The sequence below is a fragment of the Pseudomonas sp. A-RE-19 genome (assembly GCF_019956555.1).
Classification (GTDB): domain Bacteria; phylum Pseudomonadota; class Gammaproteobacteria; order Pseudomonadales; family Pseudomonadaceae; genus Aquipseudomonas.
The window spans coordinates 143,354-160,550 of sequence record NZ_JAHBDQ010000005.1 but is presented as its reverse complement, the minus strand read 5'-3'; the positions used below and the strand labels follow the sequence as shown (position 1 = coordinate 160,550).

General features: G+C 59.2%; 14 protein-coding genes. 7 read left to right on the top strand and 7 right to left on the bottom strand.

Annotated features, from left to right (window positions below; genetic code table 11):
* Positions 1-27: 27 nt before the first annotated feature.
* The 3 genes from acsA to groL all read right to left on the bottom strand — a co-directional run bounded on the left by acsA (position 28) and on the right by groL (position 4,599).
* Positions 28-1,791 carry an acetate--CoA ligase gene (gene acsA / locus KGB14_RS04570; RefSeq protein WP_223484293.1) on the bottom strand — a complete coding sequence of 588 codons (1,764 nt, stop codon included), beginning with the start codon at positions 1,789-1,791 and terminating at the stop codon, positions 28-30.
* Between the two features lie 119 nt (positions 1,792-1,910).
* Positions 1,911-2,801 (bottom strand): universal stress protein, encoded by an 891-nt coding sequence (locus KGB14_RS04565; protein ID WP_223484292.1) that lies wholly within the window; start codon positions 2,799-2,801, stop codon positions 1,911-1,913.
* 181 nt (positions 2,802-2,982) lie between these two features.
* Entirely contained in the window at positions 2,983-4,599 is a 1,617-nt protein-coding gene (groL, locus tag KGB14_RS04560; RefSeq protein WP_223484291.1) for a chaperonin GroEL, read from the bottom strand.
* 299 nt (positions 4,600-4,898) lie between these two features.
* Here groL and KGB14_RS04555 point away from each other — a divergent pair, with 299 nt between their 5' ends.
* Positions 4,899-5,396 carry a BCAM0308 family protein gene (locus tag KGB14_RS04555; protein ID WP_223484290.1) on the top strand — a complete coding sequence of 166 codons (498 nt, stop codon included), beginning with the start codon at positions 4,899-4,901 and terminating at the stop codon, positions 5,394-5,396.
* Positions 5,397-5,624: 228 nt separating this feature from the next.
* On the opposite strand, the gene KGB14_RS04550 is transcribed toward KGB14_RS04555, so the two are convergent.
* Together KGB14_RS04550 and KGB14_RS04545 are read right to left on the bottom strand one after the other, a co-directional pair.
* Positions 5,625-5,822 (bottom strand): YbdD/YjiX family protein, encoded by a 198-nt coding sequence (locus tag KGB14_RS04550; protein WP_007900300.1) that lies wholly within the window; start codon positions 5,820-5,822, stop codon positions 5,625-5,627.
* Positions 5,823-5,836: 14 nt separating this feature from the next.
* Positions 5,837-7,894, bottom strand: coding sequence for a carbon starvation CstA family protein (locus KGB14_RS04545; RefSeq protein ID WP_223484289.1), 2,058 nt, complete (start codon positions 7,892-7,894; stop codon positions 5,837-5,839).
* A gap of 366 nt (positions 7,895-8,260) precedes the next feature.
* On the opposite strand from KGB14_RS04545, the gene KGB14_RS04540 reads away from it, so the two are divergent.
* From KGB14_RS04540 to KGB14_RS04520, 5 genes are all read left to right on the top strand, one after another.
* Complete coding sequence (locus KGB14_RS04540) at positions 8,261-9,622, top strand: cache domain-containing protein (protein WP_223484288.1); 1,362 nt, start codon at positions 8,261-8,263, stop codon at positions 9,620-9,622.
* A gap of 33 nt (positions 9,623-9,655) precedes the next feature.
* Positions 9,656-10,288 carry a response regulator gene (locus KGB14_RS04535; protein ID WP_018925859.1) on the top strand — a complete coding sequence of 211 codons (633 nt, stop codon included), beginning with the start codon at positions 9,656-9,658 and terminating at the stop codon, positions 10,286-10,288.
* 195 nt (positions 10,289-10,483) lie between these two features.
* Entirely contained in the window at positions 10,484-12,016 is a 1,533-nt protein-coding gene (locus KGB14_RS04530) for an efflux transporter outer membrane subunit (protein ID WP_223484287.1), read from the top strand.
* Positions 12,013-13,161, top strand: coding sequence for an HlyD family secretion protein (locus KGB14_RS04525; RefSeq protein ID WP_223484286.1), 1,149 nt, complete (start codon positions 12,013-12,015; stop codon positions 13,159-13,161). The genes KGB14_RS04530 and KGB14_RS04525 overlap by 4 nt, the downstream gene beginning before the upstream one ends.
* Complete coding sequence (locus tag KGB14_RS04520; RefSeq protein WP_223484285.1) at positions 13,151-14,206, top strand: DUF2955 domain-containing protein; 1,056 nt, start codon at positions 13,151-13,153, stop codon at positions 14,204-14,206. The genes KGB14_RS04525 and KGB14_RS04520 overlap by 11 nt, the downstream gene beginning before the upstream one ends.
* Here KGB14_RS04520 and KGB14_RS04515 read toward each other — a convergent pair.
* Together KGB14_RS04515 and KGB14_RS04510 are read right to left on the bottom strand one after the other, a co-directional pair.
* Positions 14,191-14,643, bottom strand: a complete 453-nt coding sequence (locus tag KGB14_RS04515; RefSeq protein WP_223484284.1) for a YMGG-like glycine zipper-containing protein — start codon at positions 14,641-14,643, stop codon at positions 14,191-14,193. The genes KGB14_RS04520 and KGB14_RS04515 overlap by 16 nt on opposite strands.
* Positions 14,640-15,566 carry a helix-turn-helix domain-containing protein gene (locus KGB14_RS04510; protein WP_223484283.1) on the bottom strand — a complete coding sequence of 309 codons (927 nt, stop codon included), beginning with the start codon at positions 15,564-15,566 and terminating at the stop codon, positions 14,640-14,642. Before KGB14_RS04510 ends, KGB14_RS04515 begins: the two co-directional genes overlap by 4 nt.
* A 163-nt stretch (positions 15,567-15,729) precedes the next feature.
* Here KGB14_RS04510 and KGB14_RS04505 point away from each other — a divergent pair, with 163 nt between their 5' ends.
* Positions 15,730-17,088, top strand: coding sequence for a glutamine synthetase family protein (locus KGB14_RS04505; protein ID WP_223484282.1), 1,359 nt, complete (start codon positions 15,730-15,732; stop codon positions 17,086-17,088).
* Positions 17,089-17,197 lie beyond the last annotated feature (109 nt).

The following is a 17,197-nucleotide window of genomic DNA, read 5'->3' as shown; positions in this document are numbered from 1 at the left end:
AAATACCCTGGGGCAACGATTGGAGGCTCATGACGGATTCTCCAGGCTGGAAGTATCACCTTCAGGCAAACCCAACTCCCGGGCCTTGAGCAGACGTCGCATGAGTTTTCCGCTACGCGTGTGCGGAAGCGCCTGCATAAACTCCAGTTCCTTTGGCGCGACCACGGCACCGAGGCGCTTGCGTCCATGGCCAAGCAACTCATCGTGCAGGGCCTGGCTGGCGGTGAAACCGCTCTTGAGGGAAATAAAGGCCTTCACGGTTTCACCCAGCAACGGGTCGGGCTTGCCAATCACCGCTGCCTCGGCCACCGCGGGATGTTCCATGAGCGAGCTTTCAACTTCGAACGGGCCGATAAGGTGCCCGGCCGACTTGATGACATCGTCGCCGCGGCTAATGAACCAGTAGTAACCATCGGCATCGCGACGCACCAGATCACCACTGAGGTACCACTCACCGACAAAGCTCTGTCGATAACGCTCGTCCTGCCCCAGATAGGCACGAAACATGGCTGGCCATGGCCGCTTCAGGGCCAGGTCGCCGACCTCATTGTCATCGAGAAATACCAGTGCACCGTCCGCGCCGCGCTCGACGATGGCGGCCTCGACGCCTGGTAGAGGTTTGCCCATCGAGCCGGGTTTAATGGCCATCGAAACGGTATTGGCAATCATGATTCCACCCGTTTCGGTCTGCCACCAGTTGTCATGGATCGGTAGCCCCAACACCTCTTTGCCCCACCAGACCGCCTCGGGATTGAGCGGTTCTCCGACGCTGGCAATAAAGCGCAGACACGCAAAGCGATGGCTGCGCGCCAATGCGTCACCTGCTTTCATCAAGAGGCGGATTGCCGTCGGGGCCGTGTACCAGACCGTCACCTGTTGTTTTTCGAGAATCCGGTACCAGCGTTCGGCATCGAATTCGTTGCCCTCGACCACGCTGGTGACACCCAGCAACAGCGGTGCGAAGATCCCGTATGAAGTTCCTGTGACCCAGCCCGGATCGGCACTGCACCAATAAATATCTTCGGGGTGCAAATCCAGGGCGTATTTAGCGGTGACACGGTGAGTCAACGCGGCGCCGTGGACATGCAACACACCTTTGGGAGTGCCTGTCGTGCCACTGGTGAAGTGCAACAGTGCCGGACTGTCGACCGTTGTCCGGGCGATGTCGAAAGCGTCATCGGCTTCGGCCAGCAGTCGATGCAAGCTGTGGGCGCCCTCCACAGCAGTCGTATCCCCACCCTCTGCGTCATACAGCAGCACATGCTTGAGCGCCGGCAAACGTTCACGAATAGCCGCAATCTTGCGCCGATAGAGCGTTTCGCTGGTGAGCAGCACGCTGCCTTCGCCAAGCCGCATGCGGGTTTCTATGGGCTCAGGGCCGAACGCGCAGAATAACGGTGAAACCACGCAACCGAGCTTCAAGCCTCCCAGCACGCCCAGATACAGCTCCAGCCCTTGGCCACAAAGCACAAACAATCGTTCGCCCGGGGCCACGCCCAATGTTTTGAGCACATTGGCAAATCGGTTGGTCAGCGTACTCAACTGCGCGTAGCTAATGTCGCGGTGCCCGCCATTGCGATCGAGGATGCGTAATGCCGTATGTTGGCGATTCCCGCCCATTGCATGCCGGTCCACGGCCTCATAGGCAAGGTTCAAACCTCCTCCCGGCAATCCGGCCAATCCGGCTGCTTCCACCTGCCACGAAAAGGCTTTGCGGGCTTGCTCGCTTTCCAGCCAATTGGGCGTAATCGACAAGTCGGCGAGTGTTTTTTTGATGATCGGCAAATGCATGTGATTCACCTCGGCAATACACGGCTGTTCAACAGCCAGTGGTCTGCCCGACAGCGCCTGCGGTGGTTCGAGCCGGTTTGAACAAAGCCGGCATCAGGTTTATTGATGCCGGCCCGCCCCTAGACCGCCAGAACGCTGCAAGGCACCTGATACAGGATATGTTCGGTCGTGCTGCCCACCAGCTTGTTCAAACCGTGAGACTGGACCCTGCCCATCACGATCACATCCACGTGTTGCTCGAAGGCGAACTCGCTCAGCGCCGAGACGGGATGTCCCAGAACGAAATGCCGACGGTCAGAGGGCACACCGTAACGGCCGGCCAACTTGAGGAACGATCTTTCCAGGGTTTTGCGCTGTTGCCTGGCCAGTTCCGACAGCGTCAGACCGCCGCCGCCCATATCACCCAGATAGTCTGTCGAAGTGTCGCAGGCGTACAGCAGGTGCAGCTCGGCATCACACTGCAGGGCGAGGCCGGAAGCCTGCTGGATAATCCGGTCATTCAGCTCGCTGTCTGAAGGCTCGGTATCCGAAGCATCGACCGCCGCCACGACCTTGCGCGGCAAGGCATGGCCACTGGCGCCTACCAGATAGACCGGTATCGGACAGTGGCGCAGCAAGTGCCAATCCTGAGGGGTGAAGAGCGCACGCTTGAGCGCTGATTCATGCTGGACTTCCTTGATCAACAGGTCGGGCTGCATTTCCGTGACGTGATCAAGAATGTCCTGCTGCAGGTCATCGGCCCAGGCCACCTCCGTCGTCACCTCGATCCCCCGGCCACGGATATTCTTTGCCTGGCTCTGCAGCCAATCTCGATGGTCTTGCAGGTAGCCTTCCCGAGCTGTTTCCCGCACGCCCTCTTCCAGCAGCGACAGAATATCCAACGATTTTATCAAGGCAACGATATGCAAAGTCGCGCCGCTGGCCTTGGCCAGGGCCGCTGCATGGTGTATTGCGGGAGAATGGCGCAGGGCCGGGTTGATGATCAGTAATAACCGTTGATACTGGCTCATGATCTGACTCCAGACAGGTGGGCTTTCAACGCCTGCACTGCCTGGTGCGGGGGCAGCCGTTGCGTGCTCGCTGGATCAAGCACCAGCGTCAACCCAGATTCCTCCGTTGGCCTCTCCCTGGCGTTGATAAATATCAAATAGCTGTGCAAGGGGGCCGGTGCCGCTCAAACACCTCGGCAGGTCATTCAGGAAACGGTGGCTGGGCAGGCGATTCCTTTTCCGCAATATCGGTCATGGTCGCCTCGGTGAGCAGCAAGATGCTGGCCACTGAGACAGCGTTTTCCAGGGCTATGCGCACCACTTTGGTCGGATCAATGATGCCGGCTTCGTACATGTCCACATAACAATTGGCTGACGCATCGAAGCCAATGTTTTCCGGTTCTGCGAGCATGCGAGCAACGACCACGCCCGCATCCACCGCCGAGTTTTCAGCGATGATCCGGGCCGGCGCTTCCAGGGCCCGGCGGAGAATCTGCAGACCGGTTTTGACATCGCCCTCATGGTTCGCCTCCTCGGCCGCGATAATCGGCACAGCCTTGAGCAGGGCCAGGCCGCCACCCGGAACAATGCCTTCGGCGATCGCCGCCCGGGTCGCTGAAATCGCATCATCCAGCGCATCCTTACGTGCCTTCATCTCGGCTTCGGAAGGCGCACCGACCCGGATCACGGCGACACCGCCAGAGAGCCTGGCCAGTCGCTCCTGAAGTTTTTCACGGTCGTAATCGCTGGTGGTACTGTCCATTTGCACACGAATCTGTTGCACACGCGCCTCGATAGCCTCGCGTGTGCCTGCGCCGCCAATCAGCGCCGTGCTGTCTTTTTGCACAACGACCCGATGCGCTCGCCCCAACTGGCTCAAATCCACCTGCTCGAGACTGATGCCCATGTCAGCGGACACCACGGTTGCACCGGTCAGAACGGCTATGTCCTGCAGCATTTCCTTGCGTCGATCACCGAAGCCTGGCGCCTTGATCGCTACCGCCCGCAATACACCCCGGATCTGGTTGACCACCAGCGTGGTCAACGCCTCGCCTTCTATGTCGTCTGCGATCAGCACCAGGGGTTGCCCACTTTTAGCAATGAGTTCCAGCAAGGGGAGCAGGTCTTTGAGCACGCCGATTTTATGGTCACAGAGCAGCAGGTAGGCGTCATCGAGTTCGACCTGCATCTTCTCGGCATCGGTCACGAAATAAGGCGAGACATAACCACGGTCCAGGCGCATCCCTTCCATCACCTCGACCACTGTTTCCGTGGTCTTGGACTCCTCGACACTGACAACCCCTTCAACGCCGACTTTTTCCAGAGCATCGGCAACCAGTTGACCGATGACGGCATCGTTGTGCGCCGAAAGCGCGGCAACCTGGGCCTTTTCCTTGAGTGTGCTGACCGGACGCGATTGGGCAACCAGCGATTGCACGACCAGAAAAAGCCCCCGGTCCATGCCGCGTTTCAGGTCGATCGCACTGGCACCCGCGACGACATTGCGTATGCCGTCGGCCAGGATGGCGTGGGCCAGAATGGTTGACGTACTGGTGCCGTCCCCTACCGCCTCGCCGGTGCGCTCCGCGGCCTGACGCAGCATCTGGGCACCCAGATTCTCTTCGGGGTCGAGCAGGTCGATCCGTTTGGCAATCGTCACGCCGTCATTGCAGACCGTCGGATGACCCCATTTATTCTGAATCAGCACCGATTTCGATTTCGGCCCCAAGGTCACCCGGATCGCGTCCGCCAACTGTGTTGCGCCACTCAGGATTCTCTCGCGAGCGGCAGCACGAAAGAGGATTTTGGTGTGAGCCATGAGGTTGCTCTCCAGAGTATTTTTTATAGCAAGTACATCTTTACAAGTTCCCTCAAACGGCAGGTGTCACGTTGACTTTTATCAATAAAGTCGACGTCATCGAGCCCTTTCAGCGGCCCAGACCGACTGTCGGCTGTTGGCCCCGAGTTGACAAAAGTCAACCTGCCCTGCAACAAACCGAGTCCAAATGAAACCTTGAAATCCACGGTGCTATCAGCGGGCGAAACAGTTAAGGAGCCTTTTTGAAAGCACGGCTACGCGTGGAATCTTTATCCACTTCATTGGTGAGGAAAAAGGCCATGGACAAGTTTCAGCGGAGTCAGAAAGACAAGTTGTTCAAAACACCCTCCCATGACCCTTATTGCTTGCAGAAAGTCGAAGGTACCGCCATCTGCTCGCAGTGTGGAGCGGCTTATCAAGCAGGCAACTGGACCTGGAAAGTTCCTGAGAACACGGTGATTCATGACGCGCAAACGGTAACCTGCCCGGCCTGTCGGCGCATCGAAGACAATCAGCCAGCGGGTACGCTGACGCTAACGGGCAGCTTCTTGCTTGAGCATCGAGGCGAAATCGTCAACCTGATTGAAAACACCGAAAAACTCGAAAACGCCGATCATGCCCTGGAGCGCATCATGAGGCTGACCGACTCTGAGGGGGCGCTGGTCGTGACCACCACCGGCATCCATCTCGCGAATCGCTTGGGCCATGCACTGAAAGCTGCTTTCAAAGGGCACACTGATTACCAGTACGGCGATGACGAGTACCAGTTGAGCGTCAACTGGACACGTGATGAGTAAAGACACCAGAAACCGGGCGTAGCTTCTCACCTGAATGCGGCAGCCAGAACATCTGGCTACCGCGTCTGTTCGTCATGACTGCAACAGTTACACCGCGTTGATTGCCTCTACCGTGGACTAGAAAAGTACAACGACAAAAAAGCCCGGCTTGCCGACGGTAGCGTCTTGAAGATCGCTATCGCCGGCAGGCCGGGCTCCTAAAGCAGAATGCTGCTTAAATGTTTTACCTCAACAGCATTTCGGTCCCGCCTTGCTGCCGTAACGAGCCTCCTGACGTTCCCGAAAGAACACCTCGTAGCTCATCACCGGTTTGTCCGGGTGTTTGGTTTGCATGTGCTCAACGTAGGTGTCGTAGTCAGGCATGCCGACCATCAGGCGCGCGGCCTGACCGAGGTATTTACCGAGGCGACTCAGGTCATTGAACATGGTGCACTCCTCGATCACGCATTCGGCAGCGCCTGGAATGGCGCTTCTTTATCCGTACGTTCTTTGGTGCCCCAGGCGGCAATGCCGACCTTGAGCGCAAAGAACAGGATGCTGAACACTACAAGCAAAAACAGCACGGTCAGCGTCGCATTGGTGTAGGCGTTGTAGATCACGTGCTGCATCTGCTCGATGCTTTTGGCCGGCGCGAGGACCTGCCCGTTGGCCAACGCATCGCTGTACTTCTTGGCCAGCGCCAGGAAACCGATTGCCGGGTTGGCGTCGAACAGCTTGATGAAGCCTGCGGTGGTGGTGCAGATCAGCAGCCAAATCGCTGGCAGCATGGTGACCCAGACGTAGCGTTGGCGTTTCATTTTGATCAGCACGACGGTCGCCAGCATCAGCGCGATTCCGGCCAGCATCTGGTTGGAAATACCGAACAACGGCCACAAGGTGTTGATGCCACCCAGCGGGTCGATTACGCCTTGATACAGCAGGTAACCCCACATCGCCACGCAACCGGCCGTTGCGATGAGGTTGGCGGTCCAGGATTCGGTGCGTTTGAGCGCCGGCACGAAGGAGCCGAGCAAGTCCTGCAGCATGAAACGTCCGGCACGGGTACCGGCGTCGACGGCGGTCAGGATGAACAGCGCTTCGAACAGGATCGCGAAGTGGTACCAGAACGCCATGGTGTTTTCACCCGGCAGAACGTGGTGCAGGATCTGCGCGATACCGACCGCCAGGGTCGGCGCACCACCGGCACGCGCCAGGATGGTGGTTTCACCGATGTCCCTGGCCACCGCTTGCAGCGCTTCCGGGGTAATTGCAAAACCCCAACTGCTGACCGTCTGAGCCACCGAAACAGCATCAGCGCCAACCACGGCCGCCGGACTGTTCATGGCGAAGTACACGCCCGGATCAATCACCGAGGCAGCGACCATCGCCATGATCGCCACAAAGGACTCCATCAACATGCCGCCGTAACCGATGTAACGGGCGTGGCCTTCGCTGGCGAGCAACTTCGGCGTGGTGCCGGAAGCAATCAGTGCGTGGAAGCCGGACACCGCGCCACAGGCGATGGTGATGAACAGGAACGGGAACAACCCGCCCTTCCACACCGGCCCGGTGCCGTCGATGAACTGGGTCAATGCCGGCATTTTCAGCTCGGGCATGGTGATCAGGATGCCGATGGCCAGTGCAACGATGGTGCCGATCTTGAGGAACGTTGACAGATAGTCACGCGGCGCCAGAATCAGCCACACCGGCAGTACCGCCGCGACGAAACCGTAGCCGATCAGCATCCAGGTAATCTGAAGTCCGGTGAAGGTAAAGGCTTTGGCCCAGACCGGGTCAGCGGCAATCTGCCCGCCCAGCCAGATCGAACCCAGCAACAACGCCACGCCGATCACCGAGATTTCACCGATGCGGCCCGGGCGGATGTAGCGCATGTAGATGCCCATGAACATCGCGATCGGGATGGTCGCCATCACCGTGAAAATACCCCACGGGCTTTCGGCCAGGGCCTTGACCACGATCAGCGCCAGCACCGCGAGGATGATGATCATGATCAGGAAGCAGCCAAACAGCGCGATGGTCCCGGGGATGCGGCCCATTTCTTCACGAACCATGTCGCCCAGGGAGCGGCCGTTGCGGCGGGTGGACATGAACAGCACCATGAAGTCCTGAACCGCACCGGCCAGCACCACCCCGGCAATCAGCCACAGCGTACCGGGCAGGTAGCCCATCTGCGCCGCCAATACCGGCCCGACCAGCGGCCCCGCGCCAGCGATGGCTGCGAAGTGGTGACCGAAGAGCACGTGTTTGTTGGTCGGCACATAGTCCAGACCATCATTGTTGAGTACGGCGGGAGTGGCTCGATTAGGATCGAGCTGCATCACCTTATTGGCGATGAACAGGCTGTAATAGCGGTATGCGACGAGATAAATAGCGACTGCTGCGACTACGATCCAGAGGGCGTTGATGGCTTCGCCGCGGCGCAGGGCCACGACACTCAGCGCAAACGCTCCCAGGACAGCCACGGCAAACCAGGCGAGGTGTTTAGCCAGACGGGGCATAGCGTGTCTCCTGCCGACAGCCAGTGGACTGCGGCGGTAATTTTTATAATTGTGTCCGCTGTGCGGAGCGAGCCCAATATCCGCGCATGTTGTCGACAAATAAATCCGCGTTACTACGTACGCGGCGTCTACGTAGTTCTACGTAGATGCCGCAAACCCTGTGGGAGCGAGCCTGCTCGCGATAGCGGTCTGACATTCACCGTCGATGTTGACTGTGCCACCGCTATCGCGAGCAGGCTCGCTCCCACAGGGTTTTGCATTTCTGCATCGCTGCGGGTCATTCTGTCCAGCACCGCTACTGGGCGCGCGTATCTTTGGCATATGATGCCGGGCCATCGCCTTCCCTCGGTCTGGCCAGGAGTAGAGATGCAGCTCAAACACAAAATCGTCGCGCTCGGGATTCTGCCGCTGGTGCTGGCGATCGCGGTCATCTGTGCGCTGGTGATTTCCCTGAACCGTCAATTGGGTGATCAACAGGCGCAACTGATCGAAGACAGCATTCTGGCCAGCAAGCGTGCAGAGCTGAAAAACTACGTCGAAATGGCGCAAAGCCTGATCGCGCCGCTGTACGACGACGGTCGGGGCGATGAGCGCGCGCAGCAACAAGTGCTGGAAGAACTGCGCAAGCTCAGCTTTGGCATCAATGGCTACTTCTTCGTCTACGACCGCGAGGGCCGCAGTCTGATGCACGCGCGCCAGTCAGAGCTGGTGGGCAAATACCTGTGGGACATGACGGACCCTCACGGCTTGCCGGTGATCCAGGCGTTGCTCAAAAGTGCGCAATCGGGCGAAGGTTTTCAACGTTATGCCTGGAACAAACCCTCTTCCGGCCAAGTGACCGACAAACTCGCCTACGTGGTGATGCTGGATCGTTGGGGCTGGATGCTCGGCACCGGCATCTACCTTGAAGACGTTGAACGCGCCACTCAGCAAGCGCGTGCCGAAGTGGCTCAGGGCATTCGCAAAACCATGCTGGCAATTGCCGTGGTGGCCCTCGTGGCGGTGCTGTTTGTATTCGCCAGCGGCATGACGCTGAACGTCAGCGAACATCGCCTGGCCGACAAAAAACTCCAGCGCCTGACCCAACGCATCGTCAGCCTGCAGGAGGAAGAACGGTCCCGGGTTTCCCGAGAACTGCACGACGGCATCAGCCAGCTATTGGTGTCTATCAAGTTTCAGTTCGAACTGGCCAGCCATGTGCTGGAGAACGGGCAAGACAAGGGGTTGAGCATTCTAAGAGACGCCACGGAGCGTCTGGGGGAAGCGATTGGCGAGGTTCGCAGCCTCTCTCACGACCTGCGTTCATCATTGCTCGACACCCTTGGCCTGCCGGCGGCGATCGGTCAACTGGCCGCCGAATTCGAGCAACGCAGCGGTCTGGTCGTGACCTTCAACGATAACGAATTCGACTGTCACCTCGTCGATGGCGCCGCCGTCTCGTTGTTTCGCATCGTGCAAGAAGGCCTGACCAATATCGAACGCCACGCACAGGCAAAACACGTCATGATTACCCTGCACGGCTCTGAAAAGTCCGTCCGGTTGACGGTGGTCGATGACGGTATCGGTTTCAACGTCGCCCAGGTCGAGCGTCGTCACGCCGGCATTGGCCTGCGCAATATCCGTGAACGTGTCGAGCATTTTGGCGGTCGATTCGACCTGACTTCAATGCCAGGAAGAAGTGAGCTGGACGTGCTGCTACCGATGAAACCGCCCGGTACAGAACGCTGACTCACCCCATAACAATTAGAGTGAATGCCTGCAATGAACCTGCCCTACCCGATCCGCGTCGCCCTGGTCGATGATCACTCCCTGGTCCGTGACGGGATCAAATCGCTGCTGGCGGTCATGGCGCCGCTTGAAGTGGTGGGAGAAGCCGAGAACGGCGCCGATGCCATTGAAATGGTCGGGCGCTGCCAGCCGGATCTGTTGCTGGTCGACATCAGTCTGAAGGACATCAACGGCCTCGAGCTGACCCGGCTGTTACGCAGCCAGTACCCGTCGCTCAAAGTGCTGGTGCTGAGCATGTACGACAACTATGAATACGTCAGTGAGTCCGTTCGCTCGGGTGCCAGCGGTTATGTACTGAAGAACGCGCCTTCACGGGAAATCATTGCGGCGATCGAAGCCATTGTCAGTGGCGGGACGTTCTACAGCGCCGAGATCGCCCAGCGGCTCATCGCCGATAAAAGCACCGACAACGAACTGACTCCACGGGAAAGCCAGGTGCTGTACAAGATGGCTCAGGGGCTGAACAACAAGGAAATGGCTCGCGAACTGGACATCAGTGTCCGGACGGTAGAAACCCACCGCCTGAGCATCCGTCGCAAGCTCAACATCGACAAACCCGCCGCCCTCGTAAAGTATGCGATCGATCACGGGATCATTTCCCGCTAGAAGGGCTCCTGTTCACGAGTAATGAATGGCTTTCCGAAGCGTAGCGGTTGGTCGATCCGATGATCGTCCAACATGACCTTGTATTTGTCGGGGCTGTACTAACCTAAGCGAACCGGTTCAAGTCTCAATAGCAGGCCATTCCAATACCAGGGACGCTCGGATGATGTTTTCCCGTGATCTACTTGTTGTGCAGCGATGCTGACGCGCTCGGGCCGGCTACTTCTGCTGGGGGCTCTTGGCCTTGGCGGCTGTGTCCGTCTGGGGCCGGATTTTCAGGCCCCCGGCGAGGCCTGGGCAAAACTGTGGAGCAGCCCTGCACTTGAACAGGCCAGCCAAAGACGCCTGTATCCCGATGTTCGCCAATGGTGGCAAGTGTTTGCCGACCCGGTCCTCGATGCGTTGATTGCCGAATCGGATGCGCACAATTCAAGCCTGAAAATTGCCGGCATTCGCGTCATGGAAGCCCGTGCCCAGTTGGGGATTGCGCAAAGCGGACGCTATCCGCAGCTGCAACAGGCCAGCGCTGAAAGCCTGTACTTCAACCGCCGACAATCCGGCGGCAGCAACCCGCAAGACAGCCACTTCTGGCAACACAGCGCAGGTTTTGACATCGGTTGGGAACTGGACTTCTGGGGGCGTTTCAGTCGAGCCATCGAGTCGTCCGATGCCAGTTACTTCGCGGCTCAAGCCAACTATGAAGATGTACTTGTCCTGCTGCGGGCTCAGGTGGCCGATACTTACTTCTCGTTGCGCACCACCGAAGCGCGATTACGCGTTGCGCGAGAAAACGCCGAACAGCAAAAGCGCAACTTTGAAATCACCGAGAAACTCTTCAACAGCGGCCAGAGTGCCGAACTCGACTTGCAACAAGCCAAGACCCAGTACCTGGGCACCTTAAGCAGCATTCCGGACCTTGAGGCGCAAGTACTGCGCACCCGCAACGCGTTGGCCGTGCTGATCGGCCGGCCGCCCAGCGCCCTGCCCCAATTGCTCGAAAACACGGGGTTGATCCCGCTGGTTGACCGGGCCGTGCTGCAAGACGTACCGGCCAGCCTGTTGTTGCGTAGACCGGACGTGCGCGCTGCCGAACTCAATGTCGCCGCCCAGTCGGCACTGATCGGTGTGGCGGAAACCGACTTCTACCCGTCGCTGACCTTGCTGGGCAGCATCGTCTGGACGACCGATTCGCTGAAAGGCAGCTCCAACAGCCTGGACCTGATCGGCGGTCCCAGTTTGCGCTGGAACCTGTTTGACCACGGCCAGATCAGCAACAACGTGCGAGTGCAGGATGCGCGGTTGCAGCAGCTGATCGAGGTTTACCGCGACAAAGTCCGCCAGGCCGCGCGCGAGGCCGATGATGCCGCCAGCGGTTTGACCAAATCACTGGAACGCGAACGCATCCTGGGTGAGGCGCAGATCGCCGCCAAGCGTTCGCTGAGCCTGGCCAGCACCCAATACCGGGAAGGCTACTCGGACTTCCAGCGCGTACTGGATGCTCAACGCGCCCTGCTCGAACAGCAGGACAATTACCTGCTCAGCCGCAGCAATGCCGTGAGCAACCTGATTGCCCTGTACAAAGCCCTGGGCGGTGGGTGGTACAGCGCACGACCGCTAATCGATCCAGGCACCCGCCAGCAAATGGAACAACGCACGGACTGGGGCAACCTGCTGAGTGAGCCGGCCCCTTCGCAAGCCTCCTATCCCGAGCCAGAAGGTCAAAGCCAATGACTGAACCCTCGCCGCCCGTCACTGAGGCGCCCTCTCCCAAGGCACCCGAGCCTGCCGCCGATTCCGCAAAAAAAGGCATCAAATGGGTGATGCTGCTGATCGTATTGAGTCTGGCCTGGTACTTGTTGGCTGACCGTTTCACACCGTATACGCAACAGGCTCGGGTGGGAGCTTTTGTCATTCCGGTGGCCGCCGAAGTTGCTGGCCGGGTGACCCGTGTGAATGTGCGCAACAACCAGGACGTCAAGGCGGGCGAAGTCCTGTTCGAGGTGGACCCGCAGCCGTACCAAATTGCTGTCGACCGTGCACGCGCGGACCTCGAATCGACACGCCGCCAGATCGGTGCCAGCACCGCCGGTATTGCTTCGGCTCAAGCCAATTTACGCGCCGCCCAGGCCAATGAACTCAAAGCCCGGCAGGACAATCAGCGTCTTGAAGGCTTGTACCGCGAAGATCCCGGCACCATTTCCGTGCGCCTGCTCGAAGTCTCTCGGGCCACCCGTGAACAGGCCGTCAGTCAGGTCGCCGCGGCCCGTGCCGAAGTTCAGCGGGCACGGGAACAGGAAGGCGGCAGCGAGGAAGACAACGCGCTGTTGCGTAGCGCTGCCACGGCGTTGTCAAAAGCCGAACTGGACTTGTCCAACACGCAGATACGCGCGCGGTCGGCGGGACTGATCACCGATCTGCGCACCGATGTCGGACAGTTCGCCGCTGCCGGCGGCCCGGTCATGACCCTGATTGCCATCCACGATGTATGGATCAGCGCGGACATGACCGAAAACAACCTCGGCCTGGTCGAGGTCGACACGCCTGTTTCGATTGTTCTGGATGCCCTGCCGGGGAAGATTTTCGAGGGCCGTGTGCGCAGTGTCGGCTACGGTGTCAGCGTCGGTCAGCCCACGTCGCCCGGCAGCCTCCCCAGTGTGCAGAACAGCCGCGACTGGCTGCGTCCGGCCCAACGTTTTCCGGTGATCATCGAGTTTACCGAGGACTCCATGAACACGTTGCGCGACAGCCGCGCCATCCGTTCCATCCGTGCTGGTGGGCAGGCTGAAGTGATGGCGTTCCCAACCCAAGACAACCCGCTGAACCTGCTTGGGCGTTTGTTTGTGGGGCTAATGAGCTGGCTGAGCTATGCCTATTAAGAGCGTGCCTGCCAAGCGCACGCCCAGGGTTCAGCGCGCGCTACGTCTGGCCACAGGCACGGCGCTGTGCCTGGCGGCCAGCTTCGGCCTGGGTTTGCCGATCCCGTTTCTCGCGCCGGTGCTCGCCGTGTTGCTGTTGGCCACGCTCAATCGGCCTCTGCCGTTCAAGGCCGGATTGATGCTCGCACTGATCGCCATGTTGACTACTGGCGTCGGCCTGTTGTTGATTCCTGTCCTGCGTTATTACCCGGTCAGCGGCGTGCTGCTGATTAGCGCAAGTCTGTTCCTGGCCTTCCTTTTTGGTTTGCGCGGCGGTAGTAACCTGGTCGTCACGTTCCTGGTGATTGGCCTGACCATGATCTCCTCGGCCGGCGTTGCCGATTTCGACCTGGCGATGATGGTCATCGGCGCACTGGTCAAGGGTTTGCTCCTCGCTGTCATGGTATCGGCTTTAAGTCACTGGCTATTTCCCGAACCGGTCGATGCCCCACCGCCACCCGCCGCCGCTACCCTGCCGGCCGCAGACGTTGGCCGGTTGGCACTGCGTGCAACCCTGATTGTGCTGCCGACATTCATCTTGGTGCTGATCGACCCGGCCAGTTATCTACCCATCATTCTCAAGGCTGTCAGTCTCGGTCAGCAGAGTTCGACAATGACCGCCCGCAATGCCGGTCGTGAACTGGTGGGTTCAACGTTGTTCGGTGGTCTGCTGGCAATCCTGTTCTGGTGTGCCCTCAGTCTGTTTGTTCACCTCTGGATGTTCTTTTTGTGGATGCTGCTATTTGGCCTGCTACTGGCGCGCAAGCTGTATGCCTTGAGCCCCACGCGATTTAGCCCCGGGCTCTGGCTCAACAGCCTGATGACGATGATTATTCTATTGGGTCAGTCCGTTCAAGACAGTGCTGCGGGCAAGGACGTGTACACAGCCTTTGCCGTGCGCATGGGGCTATTCATCGCCGTAACGCTCTATGCCTGCCTGATGGTTTATCTACTCGATCGGCGGCAGCGCAATCCGGGCGTCACTGACACTCACGGGGTGACCTGATAACCCCGCCCTTGCAGGCAACCGGTATAGGCCGTTGAACTGGCTGCCGCGTTGGTCTGTTCCTGCGCCCGGCGCTCCTGCCGCTGACGCGAGCCACCGACCACCGCGCCCGCCGCCGCGGTTTGCCCGGCACGGTTCTGGCGATAGTCCTGTTTCGCACTGTCGTCGGCCTGTTCGTAAAACTCATCATGCTGACGTCCTCGCACCTCGGCGCCCGCAGCGCCCGCGGCGGCACCCACCGCAGCACCGCGCAGGCGCCCGCCCGAAGGTGGCGGACTTGAGGCGCTCTGACTGGCCGCAATATTGCGGCAATCGTTGATGTCCAGCTGGATTTGTTGCGAAGTCTGCCCTTTCAAGGGCGTGACCGTTTCGGCCTGAACCTGCGTATAGACCATCGACATTACGAAACACAAGCTGAAAGACGATAACCGACTCATGATGACCTCCGACAAGGTCCACTGTGTTTGCGGGCGAGCGTTTGGCTGGGAAGTTCCTGGAACAACGCTCGATAACTGCTGGAAAATCGCCCCAAATGCCAGAACGACCAATCCATCGCCACTTGCGCGACCGTCGTTTCACCGGCCGTTCGGCTGAGTAACTCACGGCGCGCGCTGTTGAGCCGACGCAAGCGCAACCAATGCGTGGGTGTCATTCCGGTATAGGCCTTGAACGCATGCTGCAACTGACGCAGCGAAACCCCGGCCACCTGGGACAACTCCAGCAAATTGAGGGTTTCTTCCGGGGTATCGGCGGCCCATTCGGCGACGCGCTTCATGATCTTTCGCTCTTCGGCCCGGCGCTGCAAGCTGGCGTGATCCAGGCACACGCAGGCGTTATCGAGGATGTACAAACAGTCCTCCAGCAGCTGCTGGGTCAACGCCTCTTTGCTCGGCGGATCCAGCGTCTGCGTCAGCCGTGTCAACGTCCCGCTCAACCAACGGCTGAAGAGCGCGTTCTGCCCTGAATTGAGCGGTGCCATGAACAAGCCTTCGAGCCGCGCCATGTCCAGACCATGCCGTTGAACGAATTCAGGACCGAACACCACGGCGATTTCCTGATAGTTCTCCGGAGTGATCCAGATGTTGCGACTTTCACCGTTCAACACATAGAGCGAGTTGTCGCTGCGATCGAAGCAGAACGCCAGCGAGCCTTCGGGGGCGCTGAAATTCTGCTCCACACGGGTGTTCATCTGTTCCTCGTAAATCTCTACCCCTTGCAGGTCCAGATAGCGCACCCGCCCGGCGAAATGCCCCGGCGACATTTGCTGATAGTGCTGCACCCAACCCGGTGTGGCGCGGATCTGCTCGGCCACGTCGGCGGTGTTGAACGCTTGAACCTGTAACGAATTGCACGCTGTCATGGGGTGACCTTGCGCACTCTTTTGGTGCGCTTTGGTGCTGCTTAAAGTGGATAGATGGAACGGCGAGGCTCACCCAAGATAGTCGTCAACGCGTCACAGGGGAAGTGTTCGGTGGATGAAGCTGCCTTCTCCCGGCGTCAATCAAACCAACAATGAGGTCTTTATGAATGCCCCTTTCGATCAGCTGCTCACATGGCTGAAAGATCACAAGATTACCGAAGTCGAGTGTGTGGTCAGCGACTTGACCGGCATTGCTCGCGGCAAAATTGCACCCACCAACAAGTTCCTGCATGAGCGAGGCATGCGCCTGCCGGAAAGTGTGTTGTTGCAAACGGTAACCGGGGACTTTGTCGACGACGACATCTACTACGACTTGCTCGACCCGGCCGACATCGACATGGTCTGCAAGCCCGTCTCCGACGCGGTTTACGTCATTCCATGGGCGATCGAGCCGACCGCCATCGTGATCCATGACACGTTCGACAAGTTCGGCAATCCCATTGAGCTGTCGCCACGCAACGTGCTGAAAAAAGTCCTGCAGCTCTACACCGATAAAGGTTGGCAGCCGATTGTCGCGCCGGAAATGGAGTTTTACCTGACCCAACGCTGCGAAGACCCGGACTTGCCGCTCAAAGCGCCATTGGGACGCTCGGGCCGTGCGGAAAGCGGTCGCCAGTCGTTTTCCATCGACGCCACCAACGAGTTCGATCCTCTGTTTGAAGATGTCTACGACTGGTGCGAACTCCAGGGCCTGGACCTCGACACGCTGATTCACGAAGACGGCCCGGCGCAGATGGAAATCAACTTCCGTCACGGCGATGCGCTGGATTTGGCGGACCAGATCACCGTGTTCAAACGCACCCTGCGCGAGGCGGCACTCAAGCACAACGTCACGGCGACTTTCATGGCCAAACCCATCGGTGACGAACCCGGCAGTGCCATGCATATCCATCAAAGTGTGGTCGATATCGCCACCGGCCAGCCGATTTTCGCCGATGCCGACGGGCAGATGAGCGAGCTGTTCCTGCACCACATCGGCGGCCTGCAAAAGTACATTCCCAAAGTGCTGCCGATGTTCGCGCCCAACGTCAATTCGTTCCGCCGCTTCCTGCCCGACACCTCGGCGCCGGTCAACGTCGAATGGGGCGAAGAAAACCGCACCGTCGGCCTGCGCGTGCCGACTTCCAGCCCTGAGGCCATGCGCGTGGAAAACCGTTTGCCGGGCGCCGATGCCAACCCTTATCTGGCGATTGCCGCGAGCCTGTTGTGCGGGTATCTGGGGATGGTCGAACGCATCGAACCGAGCGCGGCGGTACAAGGCCGCGCCTATGAACGTCGCAACCTGCGCCTGCCGATCACCATTGAAGACGCACTGACGCGCATGGAAGAGTGCGAAACCATCGAGCGTTATCTGGGGAGAAAATTTGTCCGGGGTTACGTCGCGGTCAAACGCGCCGAACACGAAAACTTCAAACGCGTGATCAGTTCCTGGGAGCGGGAGTTCCTGCTGCTTAGCGTCTAGTCCGTAACGGCCCCATCGCGAGCAGGCTCGCTCCCACATTTGAAATGCATTCCCCTGTGGGAGCGAGCCTGCTCGCGAAGACGGTCCCCAGAACATCAAAGAAGCGCCT

What these genes read in the sequence shown, in the direction of transcription:
- acsA (WP_223484293.1), bottom strand. Translation starts at nt 1,791, where the DNA reads ATGCATTTGCCGATCATCAAAAAAACACTCGCCGACTTGTCGATTACG.
- KGB14_RS04565 (WP_223484292.1), bottom strand. Translation starts at nt 2,801, where the DNA reads ATGAGCCAGTATCAACGGTTATTACTGATCATCAACCCGGCCCTGCGC.
- groL (WP_223484291.1), bottom strand. Translation starts at nt 4,599, where the DNA reads ATGGCTCACACCAAAATCCTCTTTCGTGCTGCCGCTCGCGAGAGAATC.
- KGB14_RS04555 (WP_223484290.1), top strand. Translation starts at nt 4,899, where the DNA reads ATGGACAAGTTTCAGCGGAGTCAGAAAGACAAGTTGTTCAAAACACCC.
- KGB14_RS04550 (WP_007900300.1), bottom strand. Translation starts at nt 5,822, where the DNA reads ATGTTCAATGACCTGAGTCGCCTCGGTAAATACCTCGGTCAGGCCGCG.
- KGB14_RS04545 (WP_223484289.1), bottom strand. Translation starts at nt 7,894, where the DNA reads ATGCCCCGTCTGGCTAAACACCTCGCCTGGTTTGCCGTGGCTGTCCTG.
- KGB14_RS04540 (WP_223484288.1), top strand. Translation starts at nt 8,261, where the DNA reads ATGCAGCTCAAACACAAAATCGTCGCGCTCGGGATTCTGCCGCTGGTG.
- KGB14_RS04535 (WP_018925859.1), top strand. Translation starts at nt 9,656, where the DNA reads ATGAACCTGCCCTACCCGATCCGCGTCGCCCTGGTCGATGATCACTCC.
- KGB14_RS04530 (WP_223484287.1), top strand. Translation starts at nt 10,484, where the DNA reads ATGCTGACGCGCTCGGGCCGGCTACTTCTGCTGGGGGCTCTTGGCCTT.
- KGB14_RS04525 (WP_223484286.1), top strand. Translation starts at nt 12,013, where the DNA reads ATGACTGAACCCTCGCCGCCCGTCACTGAGGCGCCCTCTCCCAAGGCA.
- KGB14_RS04520 (WP_223484285.1), top strand. Translation starts at nt 13,151, where the DNA reads ATGCCTATTAAGAGCGTGCCTGCCAAGCGCACGCCCAGGGTTCAGCGC.
- KGB14_RS04515 (WP_223484284.1), bottom strand. Translation starts at nt 14,643, where the DNA reads ATGAGTCGGTTATCGTCTTTCAGCTTGTGTTTCGTAATGTCGATGGTC.
- KGB14_RS04510 (WP_223484283.1), bottom strand. Translation starts at nt 15,566, where the DNA reads ATGACAGCGTGCAATTCGTTACAGGTTCAAGCGTTCAACACCGCCGAC.
- KGB14_RS04505 (WP_223484282.1), top strand. Translation starts at nt 15,730, where the DNA reads ATGAATGCCCCTTTCGATCAGCTGCTCACATGGCTGAAAGATCACAAG.